Source organism: Burkholderia sp. Tr-862, assembly GCF_011753085.1.
GTDB classification, from domain to species: Bacteria; Pseudomonadota; Gammaproteobacteria; order Burkholderiales; family Burkholderiaceae; genus Burkholderia; species Burkholderia ambifaria.
The window spans coordinates 1-14673 of record NZ_VWWG01000005.1; the positions used below are offsets into that span (position 1 = coordinate 1).

At 64.9% G+C, this 14673-nt stretch carries 10 protein-coding genes and 1 pseudogene; 2 read left to right on the forward strand and 9 right to left on the reverse strand.

Annotation, left to right across the window (positions count from 1 at the left end):
• Together F3J14_RS02750 and F3J14_RS02755 are read right to left on the reverse strand one after the other, a co-directional pair.
• A partial coding sequence (locus F3J14_RS02750) for an FUSC family protein (protein ID WP_166721668.1) occupies positions 1-1966 on the reverse strand: 1966 nt, incomplete at its 3' end.
• Positions 1963-2442, reverse strand: a complete 480-nt coding sequence (locus tag F3J14_RS02755; protein WP_006755464.1) for a MarR family transcriptional regulator — start codon at positions 2440-2442, stop codon at positions 1963-1965. The genes F3J14_RS02755 and F3J14_RS02750, both read right to left, overlap by 4 nt.
• 303 nt (positions 2443-2745) lie before the next feature.
• Between F3J14_RS02755 and F3J14_RS02760 the strand changes: the two are divergent.
• A pseudogene (locus F3J14_RS02760) lies at positions 2746-3082 on the forward strand (GntR family transcriptional regulator); the annotation flags it as partial.
• Positions 3083-3288: 206 nt separating this feature from the next.
• On the opposite strand, the gene F3J14_RS02765 reads toward F3J14_RS02760, so the two are convergent.
• The 6 genes from F3J14_RS02765 to F3J14_RS02790 all read right to left on the reverse strand — a co-directional run bounded on the left by F3J14_RS02765 (position 3289) and on the right by F3J14_RS02790 (position 12084).
• Complete coding sequence (locus tag F3J14_RS02765) at positions 3289-4221, reverse strand: MBL fold metallo-hydrolase (protein WP_166721669.1); 933 nt, start codon at positions 4219-4221, stop codon at positions 3289-3291.
• Between the two features lie 402 nt (positions 4222-4623).
• Positions 4624-6276, reverse strand: a complete 1653-nt coding sequence (locus F3J14_RS02770; protein WP_166721670.1) for an AMP-binding protein — start codon at positions 6274-6276, stop codon at positions 4624-4626.
• A 14-nt stretch (positions 6277-6290) separates the two neighbouring features.
• Entirely contained in the window at positions 6291-7055 is a 765-nt protein-coding gene (locus F3J14_RS02775) for a nitroreductase (RefSeq protein WP_166721758.1), read from the reverse strand.
• An 81-nt stretch (positions 7056-7136) separates the two neighbouring features.
• Complete coding sequence (locus F3J14_RS02780) at positions 7137-8495, reverse strand: MFS transporter (RefSeq protein ID WP_166721671.1); 1359 nt, start codon at positions 8493-8495, stop codon at positions 7137-7139.
• A gap of 388 nt (positions 8496-8883) precedes the next feature.
• The gene (locus F3J14_RS02785) at positions 8884-10572 is read right to left on the reverse strand and encodes a tannase/feruloyl esterase family alpha/beta hydrolase (RefSeq protein WP_166721672.1); all 1689 of its coding nucleotides are present in this window, start codon (positions 10570-10572) and stop codon (positions 8884-8886) included.
• 495 nt (positions 10573-11067) lie between these two features.
• Positions 11068-12084, reverse strand: coding sequence for an AraC family transcriptional regulator (locus tag F3J14_RS02790; protein WP_166721673.1), 1017 nt, complete (start codon positions 12082-12084; stop codon positions 11068-11070).
• Between the two features lie 29 nt (positions 12085-12113).
• On the opposite strand from F3J14_RS02790, the gene F3J14_RS02795 reads away from it, so the two are divergent.
• Complete coding sequence (locus tag F3J14_RS02795; protein ID WP_247682105.1) at positions 12114-12278, forward strand: hypothetical protein; 165 nt, start codon at positions 12114-12116, stop codon at positions 12276-12278.
• Positions 12279-12569: 291 nt separating this feature from the next.
• Here the strand turns inward: F3J14_RS02795 and F3J14_RS02800 are convergent, their stop codons facing one another.
• The gene (locus F3J14_RS02800) at positions 12570-14288 is read right to left on the reverse strand and encodes a dihydroxyacetone kinase family protein (protein ID WP_166721674.1); all 1719 of its coding nucleotides are present in this window, start codon (positions 14286-14288) and stop codon (positions 12570-12572) included.
• Between the last annotated feature and the right edge of the window lie 385 nt (positions 14289-14673).

Here is a 14673-nt window from a genome sequence, read left to right on the forward strand (position 1 = left end):
GCAGGTTGCGGCCGGCCACGCGCTGCAACGCATCGTCGATCGACGCGAGCAGTGCCGGCGGCGCGGGCTGGCGCGCGTTCGCGGCCGCGCAGCGCGTGTAGTGATCGGTGACGCCGGCCAGCACGCGGTCGATCGCGTCGGGCACGTCGCCCGACAGCTTGCGACGCGAGCGGCGCAGGTCGAGCGCGTTCAGCGCGATACGCAGGTCGCGGAAGCTCTCGATCGACGGATGACGGTGGTCGTCGGACGCGCCGAGGCGCGGCAACAGTTGCGTGACGCGATCGAGCATGCGCGACGCATGGTTGCGCTGATCGTCGAGCGGCTGCGTCGACGCGGAGCGCGCGACGTCCTCCCAGCCCGAGCGCAGCAGTCGCCGCACCGCGAGTTCCGCGCCGAACGGCCGCGTCGCCCGCGTCCATACGTATGCGAACAGCAGCCCGGCGACGCCGGCAAGGTTGCTGTTCAGGAACACGAAGAAGTCGGCCTCGTACGCGCTCTGGATGCTGATGAAGGTCGCGGTGTTCACCGCGACGAGCATCGTCACCATGTTGAACTGCGGGCGCGGCAGCAGCGTGCCGATCAGGATGAACGGGCCGGCGAACATCAGCACGAGCATCGCGAAGTCGTGCACGTGCGGCAGCACGGCGAACAGGTACAGGCCCGCGAACACGACGCTCGCGGTGGTGGCCAGGAAGAACTTGAACACCAGCGGCGCGGGCTCGTCGAGCGCCGCGAAGAAGCTGCACGCGACGGCGACGAGCGTGACGGCGCCGGCGCCGTCGTGCCAGCCGGACTGGATCCACAGCCAGCAAGCGAACACGATCGCGCCGACCACGGTCAGCGTCGAGAACAGCATCATCCCGCGATCGAAGAAGCGCTCGGTGCCGCCGAGCCGCCAGTGCCGGTAACGTGGCTGCCAGACACCCGACTCGTTCGCGATCAGCGCGCGCAGCGAGCGGCAGTCCTGCCAGATGTCGATGACCTGGCGCAACCGCCACAGCGCGTTCGACAGCAGCGCGCCGTCCCAGCTCGTCAGCGCGCTGTCCGGCGGCTGCAGCGCGGCGATGCGCGCGCGCAGGTTGTCCGCGACCGGGTCGTCGGCCGTCGCGCCCTCGGTGCCGGCCTTCAAGGCCGGCAGCGGCGCGTCGAACCACTTCGCGGCGTCGGCGAGCAGCGCGTCGAGCGCGGGCGGGCGCACGTGCAGGTCGCGCATCAGCGCAATCAGCGGATCGGCGAGCGACGACATCAGCGGCAGGAACAGCTGCATCCGGCCCGCGAGCGCCTGCATGCGGGCGAGCACGTGCGGGTGCGCGTGGTCGTAGCTCAGCTGGCTCAGCAGGAATTCGAGGCCGGTGATGGTCGCGGCGAGGCGCTGCCGGCACGCGGACAGCGCCTTGCCCGCGAGGTGCCCGGACAGCGTCTCGCGGCCGTAGAACGCGGCGTCCTTGAACCACGCGTCGGTGCGCTCGATCAGCGTCGGCGCGAGCCGGTTCGGGAACACGGCGCTGCCGACCACGCTCGCGCACACGATGCCGAGCACGATTTCCTCGGTGCGTGCGATCGCGACGTCGAAGATCGTCGACGGATCGGTCACGGTGGGCAGCGCGACCAGCGGCATCGTGTAGCCGGCGAGCATGAATACATAGCTGCGCGCGGTGCGGTCGGAGATCGCGAGGTAGAGCAGCGTGCCGCACCACGTCGCGACGATGATGCTGAACAGGAGCGGCGTCTCGACGAACGGCGGCACGAACAGGATCGCGGCGGCCGCGCCGAGCGCGGTGCCGAGCGCGCGATACAGCGCCTTCGAGCGCGTCGCGCCGACGAACGGGTTCGACACGATGTAGACGCTCGCCATCGCCCAGTACGGACGCGGCAGCTGGAAATACAGGCCGAGGTACAGCGCCAGCATCGACGCGGCGAACGTCTTGCCCGAGAACAGCCAGTCGCGAAGGCTCGGATAGGTCATGACGCGGAATCGGCGGGGTGGGACGGACGTGACGCCGGGTGCTGCGCATCGGCCGCGCCGAATGCGTTCAGGACGCGCAGCGTCGCTTCGAGATCGGCGCGCGTGACGCCCTTGAGCACCTGCGCGCGCAGCACGCGAAGGTCTTCTTCCATCTTCGCGGTGACCGCGCGGCCGGCGGCCGTCAGCGAAATCGTCTTCGCACGGCGGTCGTGCGGATCCTCGTCGCGGCGTGCGAGGCCGGCCGCGCACAGCTGGTCGAGCAGGCGCACGAGCGACGGCCCCTCGATGCCGACGTGCTCGGCGAGCGTGCCCTGGCGCACGCCTTCACCGAGGCGGCCGGCGATCAGCAGCGGCGTCGCGCAGGCTTCGGACACGTTGTACGCGGTCAGCACGGCGTCGCTCGTGCGGCGCCACTTGCGCGCGGTGAGCACCAGCAGGCTGCTGACGGCGAGGCGAAGGTCGTGCAGATTGGTCATGGGCGAGATGATAGAGGCAAAAACATTCGATAGCAAACTATCGGTTTTGTCACCTTGGTGTCATTGCCGCACGCCGCGGCGCCAGCCTGCAACGAGCAATCCGGGCAGCTGGCCCGGGGCTGGTCGAGCTGTAAGCTTGTGAATTCGCGGCGGATCAAACCAGACTATACCGGCCCGACTGCGGCGACCGGGATCGCCGCTGGCGGTTGGCCGATCCGTGCGGGGGGGCGGGCGTTGTAGGCCCGACGGGCCGCGCGCCCTGGACGGCCGCGCACCGGTCACACCGAATGAACGTAGCGCATCATGCATTCCGCACGCGATTGCACTAGGCCAATAATTTCCGGGTGTCTTTTTGAGCGGCCATGCGAAAGCAACGGTGGAGACATCGAGACGGGATGGACCGAGCTATCGGCGCGCTGGCACCGGGCGCGCGGCTCGCGCCGCAGCGCGACGTGGCGTCGAGCCTCGGCGTTAGCGTGCAGACCGTCGCCAATGCCGACAAGGAACTCGAAAGGCAGGGCCTGATCCGTTGCGAAGTCGTGCGCGGCAGCTTCGTGGCCGCGCGCGCGTGACCGAATCGATGTCGAACGACATGCTCGATACGGCCGAGCGCGAAATGGTCGATTTCTCGATCGCGCGCGAGGAAGCGGACGAGAGCGTCGGTATCGTGAAGGACGCCGTGGACGAGGTCGCGCAACGGAATAGTTCAACCGTCGCGTGAGTGTCATGCGGTCCTGATGTGCGCGTTGGTGCGCAAGAGGACGCCGTCGCACGGAAGTGCGGCGGCGTTTTTCTATTGATGGGTGGCGATTCGGGAAACGTCGTCCGTCGTCAGCCCTGCATCAATCAGTAGTCCCACGTGACGGGAACGAAGCGGAAACCTTCGCCGTTCTTTGCTACATGCCCGATGGACGGGAACGCCACGTGCGCCGCGGCCAGCAGCGCGCCGGTTTCGGCGGCTTCGTTGAACAGCGCGATACGCACGTCGACCGCTGCTTCGGGATCGTGTTCGAAGCCGTTTTGCCAGTCGGGATTGTCGAAGTTGACTTCGAAGACCGCGTCGCCGACGAACGTCAGCTTTTCACCCTTCGACGCGATGTCCACCACGCAGTGTCCCGGCGTGTGCCCGCCCGTCACGCGCGCCGACACGCCCGGCGCGACTTCCACGGTCCGGTCGAACTGCACGATGTTTTCGCCGTAGAGTTCGACGAACTTCGCGGCCGCCTTGCGCAGCGCGGGCGGAACGGTTTCCGGCATCACCGTCTTGCTGAAATCCGGATTCTTCCAGAACGCGACTTCCGCGGCCGATACGTGAATGCGCACGTCCGGGCTCAGCCGGGCTTTGACGCCGTCGGTGTTCAGGCCGCCGACGTGGTCCATGTGCATGTGCGTGATCACGATATCGGTGATCGCAGCCAGGTCGATGCCCGCCGATTCCAGACGCATGACCGATCGCCCGGCGCGCGTGAAGTATTCGAAACCGTCGCCCACGCCCGAGTCGATCAGGATCAGGCGCTCGCCGCTGCGCACGAGCGCGATATTCAGCGCCCAGTCGAACATGTCGCGTTGCAGGAAACGGCCGTCGAACCATTCGTTACGGTCCGCTTCGCTCACGTTGGTGGACATGGTGGAGGTCGGCAGCGGCAGCACGCCGTCGCTGATCAGCACGACATCGACGTCGCCGATGCGCACGGCATAGCGGGAAGAGACGAGTTCGCCCGAATCTTCGTTGCCGAGGCGGGTGGTAACCGGCTGTACGTTGCGGATTGATTTGTTCATGGTCAATCGTCCTGTTGATCAAGTGGGGTAAGCCGCACTGCGCAGCGCGGTTCGCGGGCGCGACCGTGAATGTCACGCACTTCGCTTCGCTCGCATGTCGATCGAGCGTGTGAGCGATTGTAAGAAACGGCGACGGATGCCAGTAGCACCGCGTGTGCGCACATCGTGTTGTCCGGGCGACAACAATCGGGCATCGACCGCGCTGTTCACGGGAATGCACATCGCCCGCCGTCCGTTGCCGGGCGGCTGGCGATGCGGTCGATGTCATCGATGTCTTTGATGCGTCAGGGTGCTTTACCCGGCACAGTGTCCCGCCGGAGCGAGCCACGCCCCGTGTCCAAAGGACCAGTCCGAATCGTCATTCAGCGAAACAGCGCATGGGCGCCCAGCGGACCAACAGCGCTATCCCGCCAACCTCGTGATCGCTACCTGGCTGCCCGCTTGCTCCCGGAGACGGAACTTCTGGATCTTGCCCGTAGCGGTCTTGGGCAACTCGCCGAAAATCACACGACGCGGGCATTTGAAATGCGCCAGTCGCTCGCGACAGAACAAGATCACATCCTCCTCGGTGATGTGAGAGGCATCCGGTTTCAGTTCGATGAACGCACAAGGCGTCTCGCCCCATTTGTCATCCGGCTGAGCGACCACGGCCGCGTTGAGCACGCCGGACATGCGATAAATGACCTCCTCCACCTCCACGGACGAAATGTTTTCTCCACCCGAGATGATGACGTCCTTGGAGCGGTCCGTGATCTGGATATAGCCGTCGGGATGAACGACCGCAAGATCGCCGGTATGAAACCAGCCGCCAGCGAAAGCCTGTGCCGTTGCGTCGGCATTCTTGAAGTATCCCATCATGACCGTATTCCCCCGGACCAGAACTTCGCCGCAAGACGTGCTATCGGCGGGGACCGGTTCGAGCGTCGCGAGATCGGCGACCGACAAGTTCTCGAACGCGGCCGCGCGTACACCTTGTCGCGCTTTCAATCTCCCTTGCTGCTCCGACGGCAACGTATCCCACTCGTCGTGCCATGCACAGCTGATCGGCGTACCGGCGATCTCGGTAATGCCATAGACGTGGTCGACGTCGAAACCCATCGCGCCAACGGCCTCCAGCACCGCTGCCGGCGCCGGCGAGCCGGCGGTCAAGACCCGCACACGACGAGGCAACGGCTGCAGTTCCGACGGGGGCACGCTCGCGATGCCTGCGAGGACAATCGGTGCCGCACAAAAATGATCGACGCCGTGGTCGGTGATCGCGGAGAGAATATGCGCGGCATTCACCTTGCGCAAACAGACATGCGTTCCCGCCGCTGCCGTAATCGCCCATGTGAAGCACCAGCCGTTCGCGTGGAACATGGGAAGCGTCCACAGGTAAATCGGCGCACGCGGGAGCGGCCAGTTCGTCATTTGCAACAGGCTCATCACATAGGTGCCACGGTGGCTCGGAACGACGCCTTTCGGATCGCCGGTGGTGCCCGAGGTGTAGTTCAACGCGATCGGCGTCCACTCGTCGACCGGGCGGCAGCCTGCAAATGCCGGATCGCCGCTCGCCAGCAGCGACTCATAATCGGTTTCCCCGATGGCCGGGCCGTCGGGTGCTTCGTGATCGTTGATGTCGATCACGCGCGGCGGATGGGGAACCGACTGCAATGCTTTCTCGACCAGAGGCGCCAATTCGCGGTCCACGAGCAGCAGCTTGCATTCGCCGTGGCGCAGAATGAATGCGATGCCGTCGGCATCGAGGCGGCAATTGATGGCATTGAGAACGGCGCCCGAGAGCGGGACGCCGAAGTGGGCCTCAAGCATGGCCGGGGTGTTCGGCGCGATGATCGACACCGTGTCGCCCGGTTCGATCCCCAACCGAACGAGCGCCGACGCGAAGCGATAGCAACGCTCGCGCGTTTCCGCCCACGTCTGCCGGAAGTCGCCATGAATGATCGCGGTTCGATTCGGAAAGACGTCGGCGGTTCGATCGAGAAAGGTCAGGGGCGTCAATGGAACGTGGTTTGCCGCGTTCTTCTCGAGGCCACGAGAATAGGCCGTTGCACTCATGACGTTGTCTCCATTCATTCATTATAAAAAGTAGTGAAGTCACCTACCGGACTACGCTCCGTTACCAGCGTGTTCTCGATGCAGCCGTGATCCGCATAACCCAGGCTCATTCCGCACACCAACATCTGGTTGTCGGGAATGGACAGTTCGTCGGCGATGACGCGGTGGAACTTGTTGAACGCCGCCTGCGGGCAGGTGTCGAGGCCCCGCGCCCGGGCGGCGATCATGACGCTTTGCAGGAACATCCCCGTGTCGAGCAGACTGCCTTCACGCATGACCCGGTCAACCGTGAAGAACAGGCCCACGGGTGCATCGAAGAAGCTGTAATTGCGACCGTGCTGGACGTGCATCCGCTCCTTGTCACCCTTCTCGATGCCCAGCAAGCCATACAGGTTCCAGCCAACCGCGCGCCGGCGATCCACATAAGGTGCGATCCATTCGCGCGGGTAGTAATCGTAGGGCTCGTCCAGGTCGGCGCTGCGGCCAGGATCGTCATTGATCTCGTTGACGGCGGCAGACAGGCGGGACTTCATCGCGCCTGTCACGACATGCACATGCCAAGGCTGGATGTTGACGCCCGTTGCGCTGAAGCGAGCCACGTCGAGGATGGCTTCGATGTGCTCGCGAGGAACCGGCGTGGGCAGGAAAGCGCGGACGCTGCGCCGCGTGACGAGCGCCCAATCGACGGCTCGGGTCACGTCGGCGAACGAGTTCAACGGAGGAGGAGATAGACGGTCCATTTCGATGCCGGCATTGAAAGATGCTTTGCACTGAGCCATGTGGCGTTTGTCGAGGGTAGAGCTCATACGAGCCGTGTTGTTCGCAAGAATGTCGGCGATTGAGTTGCCATGGCAGAAGCGTCAGCGGCCCGCGCTACCCTGAACCGCGACAACCGGCGCACTGTTCGAGCGATGCGAGTCGGCACGTGTCTGGTTGATCAGCGTCACCGCCGCCGCGCCGATGAGGCCAGCCAGGCCGATCGCCATGAAATTCTGTTCCAGCGGCAGCTTCAAGGACACGAGCCAGCCAATGAGCACCGGAGCCACGATCGCGCCGATCCGGCCCACGCCGGAAGCAAAGCCAACACCCGTAGATCGGATCGCATGCGGATAGAAGTCTCCCGCATAAGCGTAGGCCAGCAATTGCGTACCGAGTGTCGATGCGCCGACAACGAATACGACGACAAACAACGATCCGGTCGACTTCGTGTGGCCCATCAGTGACAGCGCCACTGCCCCGACGACGTAAAACGCAATCAGCACCCGCTTGATGTTGACCTTGTCGCTGAGCCAACCACCGAAGATCGCACCGACGATGGCGCCGACGTTGAAGACAATCACGAAGTTCAAGGCCGAGCCGAGGCTATATCCGGCCATGGCCATCAGCTTGGTCAACCACGAACTGAGCGCGTAGACCATGAAGAGGCCCGTCATGAACGCGACCCAGATCATCGAGGTACTGAAGCCCCGCCCGTCCTGGAAGAGGCGTCGCACCGAGGCGTCCTGGGCTTGGTCTGACGAACCTCCCGCGAACTGCTCTTGACCGGTCAACGGATAGTCGGGCACCAACCGCTTCAGCACCGCGCGCAGTTTGTCGTGCCGGCCGCGTTTGAGCAGGAAAATCATCGAATGGGGCATCGTCTTGATGATGAACGGGATCAGCAGGACAGGCAGGCCCGCAGCGAAAAAGACCGATTGCCAGCCGTAGCTGCCGATAAGCTGCTTCGCGGTCAGCGCCACCAGAATCCCGCCAATCGAATATCCGGCGAACACCAGCGTGACCAATCGGGTTCGCAACGCATTGGGCGAAAGCTCCGCCATCTGCGCGGTGACGATCGGCAAGACGCCGCCGATGCCCAGGCCGGCGACGAAGCGCGTGACGCTGAAACTGACGGGATCGCTCGTCAACCCGGCGGCCGCAGTGAAAAGACTGAACAGGGCCACGCAAACGCACATCATCGTCGGTCGTCCGAAGCGGTCAGCCAGCGTGCCGAGGAAAATGGCCCCGAGCATGACACCAAACAGCGTCGAGCCGGCCATGATGCCCGCGCTGGTCGCGTCGATGCGCATGTCCTTCATGATCGACGGCAGCGCCGCGCCGACGACGGCAAGATCGTAGCCGTCGAGTATCAACATCAGGACACACCAGAACAGAACAAGGGCATGAAAGCCATTGAATCTGGCCCGACCGGCGAGTGAGTACACGTCTATCTGGTTCATGTCGTCTCCTTGGATTTAATGTCGTGCATTGAAATGCGCGCGAGTTGCAACCAGTGTCAGACGGACGCGATTGGCCGTCCATGTCCGTCAACTTCAACCTGAATGAGGTCATCGGACACCGATGTTTGCGGCGTTACGCCACTGGCGGCAGCCAGTTGGAGCAATCGCTTCTCGTGATGACGGATTGACGCAGTCCCTCGGACAAACCGTGCCCCGTGCGACGGTCTGCATCGCACGAGGCTATTCGTCTATTCGTTTGAGTACGGGCGTAACGAGGGTGGTGATTGGCATCGGGCTGGAACGTGCGGACCCGGTTGCGTCAGCGCGGACAATTCCGGGCGGAAGCCAACCGCCCGGCACAGCCGATTGGTGCGCACGGCGAACCGCACTAATTCGAGCACGAGAAGCTCGCCGCCAGATTCTGGTCGCCCCCGATGTATTTGGGCCACTGTGGGTATTCGCACATCGGTCTGGTACGTCCGGCTGTTGCCGGAGTCAGGTCGGTGATGGTCAGATCTTTGGGCGCGACTCCTTTCGTCACCCAGTTGTCCAATACCGTCAGACCGTCATATGAACCATTGAATTGTCCGCCGAAGCTGTGGGCTGCACCCGGAACCAGGTAGAACTTCAGAAATTGACCCAGTGGCCCCTGCCCGAATCGGGATACCAGCCTGTTGTAGTAATCGATCGACAATTGCGCCGGGATGAACTGGTCTGATTGTCCGTGCTGGAGAATGATCTTGCCGCCGCGGCTCTGGAATTGACTCAAGTCGGTGCCGGTGCTGTCCATGAGCGCACTCACGGCCTGGACGCGCGAGGTCAATGAGTCCGGGTTCGCAGGATTGAAATTCAGAATGCTGGCGGCAGCGTCGCGAGCGACCGCGAACCGGAGCATGTCATTTGGAAACGCGTAAAAAAATGCGGTCTTGCCGATCACCCCAGGCTCGACCGTCGCATCGGCGGCGGAACTACCCCAGGCCAGGGGCGTCGACCAAAAGTCCGCTCCGGCGAACGCGTTATATCCCGGAAAGGTGTGAATTCCGTTTGCCAGATCGAAGCTGAAGTCGAGTGGTGTGCCAGCGGTGGTCATCGTATTGATTTGCGCGTCTGACAGGCAACTGTCGCCGGTGTCGCCCCCACCGGCGCAGCGAATCGCTGCTGGATCGAACACGCATGCAGCAGGGTTGCTGATAATGCCGTCAGCCACACCGTCCAGCGCGTCGCATTGCTTCATGACCGCTGCGAGCACGGCCTTGCCTTTGGCGGGCGTGATGTATCCGCCGGGCGCCAGCAGCGATCGCGAGATCCTGCCCATCTGCAGCCACAGTCCCGTGATTCCCGACGCGGGAAAGGTCGAAATGATGCCGTCGTAGTCGTGCGGGAATCGTTGCGCCGCGATCAAGCCTTGTCGTCCGCCGCTCGAGCCGCCAATGAAATAACTGTGCACGAAGTCCGACCCATATCGTGCCTTTGCGAGGAAGGCTGCGAAATCGTGCGTCTTCTTGATGTGGTCGCCTGCGTAGTTGGCGCGTGCCTCGTCGTTTGCTGCAAACGAACCGTCCAGGGCGTTTCCCTCATGCCCGCTGTCGCTCCCCATCGTTACGTAACCCCTGCGCAACGGCGTACTGACGCCCGCGGGCTCTGCCCCCGCCAGGAACCCGTCGGCGGGCGAACCCTCGGTATCGGCAATGGTGCCGTCAAATCCGCCGCCGCCAAAGTGGACCGCTTTTCCGTTGAAGTTGGTCGGAAGATCCACCTCCGCCCGAATATCGGGCGCATTGAAATCGACCGGATGAATGGTGCCGAGCACTTTGCAGTACTCACCATTATGGTTACCAGAAACGGTATCGGCGACGAGCGTCGCGGACACGACAGTAGCACCGCTGGTCGGCAACCCGATCGAGCTGGCAGGAACGGTCATGCCAGCCAACGCACTGCACTTCGCGGCTGCCGTCACGACCGCGGCGTTTGCCGGTGCCGCGTCATCGCCGCCGCAGCCCGATACGGTAACGGCTGATGCCGCGAATAGCGCACTCACAATAGCCGGGCTTCGGCGGATTCTGAACCGGGTTGTCATTCTCGTCTCCATATCTTTTTTGCTACCGCAATGCGCTGCTCATCGAGGGCAATTTTTCTTTTCGCGCCGCTGATTGGGTGGCGGGTTGAAGGGAAAACTGTGGCCCGAGTAAGCGATTGCTTGTCTTGCGGTGTTTATTAAGTGCGGGGCTTTCGCGGAGCCAACTCCGGTTCCGCCGCGCAACGGGGCGCGAGGCTTGTTCTGGTTTGCCGAACGCGATTGCAGTGTCAGCCTGGCCGGCACACCAATCCATGCCCGCCGACCTCAGTTTGCGTGAGGTCTGTGGACACGTCGGGTTTTCGTGGTGCTTCGTGCGTTGGCTGCCCGTCACCCGAGCATTCGAGGGAGCATGAGTGGGATGCTGCTTCGGCGCTGCCCGCCTATAGGCGATTCATCGGTTGCACGGCTTTGCGTTGCCTTGCCTCGGCAGCCATGCTTTTGCGCAACGCTCGTTTGGAAACGAGGCTCGAGCCTTTCGGCCGCTCGGACGTACGATCAAGCGTTCGTCTTGCCGTGGCGGTACATTCCCGGGCTGGCCCCCGTCCACTTCCTGAAGGCCCTGTGAAAAGCACTGGCTTCCTGAAATCCAGTCCGTGCCGCGACTTCGGCGACCGTGAGAGAAGTGCTGGAAAACAACTCGATTGCGATGTCACGGCGCAATTCGTCTTTCAGTTGCCGGTAGTTCGTGCCTTCGGCCAGCAGGCGGCGTTGCAGCGTGGCCGCGGATAGATTCAGCAGCCGCGAGAGCGCGTCGAGGTCCGGCCAGTCGTCGGGGGCCTGGTTTCTTAGTCGGCGCCTGACCTGGGCCGTCGTGCTCGATTCATTGCGATACTTGACCAGGATATTGGCCGGTGCATTCTCCAGGAATGCACGCAGGCTCGCTTCCGTCCCGGACAGTTTGAGGTCGAGGAAACTGCGATCGAACCGGATCAGGGTCTCCTCCGCGGAAAACGTCACGTCCTCGCAGAAGCGCATGCGGTAGTCGCTGTCATCGATTGGTGCGGACGCGCGAAACCTCATCTCGATCAGTGGAATCCGTCTGCGTGCGAGCCAGCATGCAAAACCGTGCACGAGGATGAACCATGTCCCGTAGGCAAAGAGCCGGCGTGTCCGCCCATCGTCATGCAGGATGATCACCGCATGCTCGCCTTCGCAGCGCAACTCCCCATGAATGTCGTCGAGAACGGCACGCAGGAACTTCAGCATGCGACGCAGCGCGTGTTCCAGATTGTCCGAATGCAGCGCCGCGTGACACATCAGCGCGTAACTGCCCCGGCGCAGTGGGTGGCTGTCGAGACCAAAGAACTCGTCGTCCATCAAGTCGGCCAGCGCCGCCCACAGGCGCGAAAAGGCCAACGCCGGCACACGGGCTCTCGGTGCATTCAACAATTCTGCCGCGATCCCCGCGTGCTGGAGGACGGCCGACACATCGAGATTCCGTTGTGTCGCCACGAGAATGGCCTCACGTACCAGGCTGATCGAGGTTGTGCCCTTGTCTTGAGCATCATTCATGGTCGGGCTCATCCACGGAAAGTGCAGTGATGTTAATCGCTGCCGGGCGCAAGCGAAACCTGCTACCGGTGATGGCCGTGCGCGTGGTGCTGATGGGCGGCGTCGGCATCCTGGGCGGTGCGGGACTCGAGTGGCCGCATCCGAGGATCATGCGAAACGACGTCACGCTGCGCGGCAAGTGGATGTACCCCTGAAACGCGCATCGCCCGCGGCAGGCAGTGCGGCTCCTCGCCGCGGGAAGCCGTCTCGTCCGGAACGGACGCGGCGGTGGAACGGAAGTCCGCGATGGCACGTATCGCATGAGGGATCCTCGCTATCAGCATGCGCCCGGGCGGGCGCCGACGAGGATCAAAGTCATCCCGCCGATTAGCGAGGCCGGATGTCACAGGACGATGTGGGGAGCGGGGTTCTCCCCGTGCCGTGGACGAGGATGCGGCGGCCCGGCACGCCGGCTCGCGAAGCCGGCGCATCGCCCGAATCGGCGCCTACCGCACATGCGGCAGCAACGCGCGCAACCAGCACGCGACCGCCACCGCGCCGCCATCCGGCGTGCCGATCGCGCGTTCGCCGAGATAGCTCGCCCGTCCCGCGCGCGGTGTCATGCCGGCCGTCTGCTGCGCACCGTGTTCCGCGGCTTCGACTGCGGCCGCGAATGCGCTCGCGGGGTCGCGATCATGGTCGAGTGCGCGGTCGAACGCATCGGCGGCCGGCACCAGTGCGTCGAGCATCGTCCGGTCGCCGGCGCGTGCGCCGCCCAGTTCGCTGATCGCCTCCACCGCGCCGCGGAACGCCGCGGCCCAGTCGCGCGCCGACGGCTCGGCGGTATCGTCGGCATCGTCGGTAGTAGCGAGGCGTCGCGACGCGCGCACCAGCGCGGTCGCATAAAACGGCCCCGAACTGCCCGCGATCGCGCGGCGCAACGCGGCGCCCAGCGCCGCGAGCGTACCGGCCGGCGTGCCGTACGCGGCTTCCGGCAACGCGAGGATCGCCTGCGCGGCGCGATGCATGCTTGCGCCGAGATCGCCGTCGCCCGCGGCCGTGTCGAGTTCCGTCAGTGTCGCTTCGTTGTCGATCAACGCCTGCGCGACCGCATGCAGCGCCGGCTGCAGCCGCGCGGCCCACGCGCGACCGGCCGCATCGAGCGGCGGCAGCGGCTCATCGTGCGCGGCCGCCGCGGCCACATGAATCTGCGCATTGACCGTGCCGCCGCCAGGCCATGCGCGCGCCTGCGTCGGCGCGTCGAGCAGCGCGGCGCGTTCTTCGTTCAACCGCAGCAGCGAGATCGAGCAGCCGGGCATGTTCAGCGCGGACAGGAACGTGCCGGCCCATGCGCGCGCGACTGTGATGCCGCGCCGGCTCAGGTTGTCGTACGCGGCGCGCAGCACGATCGCCAGTTCCATGTCCGGCGTCGCGCCGAGACCGTTGACGAACAGCGCGACGCGTTCGCCGCGATCGAGCACGAGATCGGCGACGATGCTCGACAGCAGCGTCTCGACGAGCGCATCGGCCGGCAGCGGCGCGGTGCGTTCGACGCCTTTCTCGCCGTGGATGCCGAGGCCGAGCTCGATCTCGTGATCGGCGAGACTGAACCCCGATTTCTCGGCGCCGGGGATCGTGCAGCCGTCGAGCGCGACGCCCATCGTGCCGAGTTCGGCCGCCGCGTTGCGCGCGATTGCCGCGACACGGGCAAGCGGCAGCCCGCGCGCGGCGGCCGCGCCGGCCAGCTTGTGGATCAGTACGGTGCCCGCGATTCCGCGCCGCTGCCCGCGCTCGACGCGCCCGCGCAGCGACACGTCGTCGGCGACGATCACCGTCTCCACCGGAATGCCCTCGGCGCGGGCGAGCTCGGCGGCCAGCCCGAAATTGAGGCGGTCGCCGGTGTAGTTCTTCACGACGAGCAGCGCGCCGTTCGGGCCGGCGCTCGCGCGGATCGCGGCGAGCACGGCGTCGGTCGACGGCGACGTGAACACTTCGCCGCAGACGGCCGCGCTCAGCATCCCTTCGCCGACATAGCCGCCGTGCGCGGGCTCGTGGCCGCTGCCGCCGCCGGACAGGATCGCGACGGGGCGCTGCAACGGCTCGGGCAGCGGCTGGCGGACGAGCACGTGCTCGTCGCCGAGGATCGCGAGATGCGGCGACTGCCGCGCGATGCCTTCGAGCATTTCGCGCACGACATCGGACGGGTGGTTCACGAGCTTTTTCATGGCGACGGTTTCCTGACGTGGGACGGAGGCCGGCGGACCCGCGCGGGGGCCGGCCGGGCGGCGTGCTGTAAACGATAGGCGACGCACACCTGAAACGGCGAGCCGCACAGTCGGCGTTAGGTGACGGCGATGCATTCGTAGCACGAATGTAACGATAACAGCGTCGCGCCGATTCCCGGGCTCGTCGTGAGCCTGGTTGGCGCTTCGGTCACGGCCGTGCGGAACGGGCCGGCGAATGGCGGGACGAGCGATTCGGGCGGGGTGGGCCTGCTCGGCGGCTTGATGCCGGGACTCGGCCCGACGCCGCTCGGTTCGCTGACTGTCGCTCGCCGTGGCGGCTTCGCGCGCCGCCTCGCTTGCGTCGGTCGACGACGCACGCGGATCG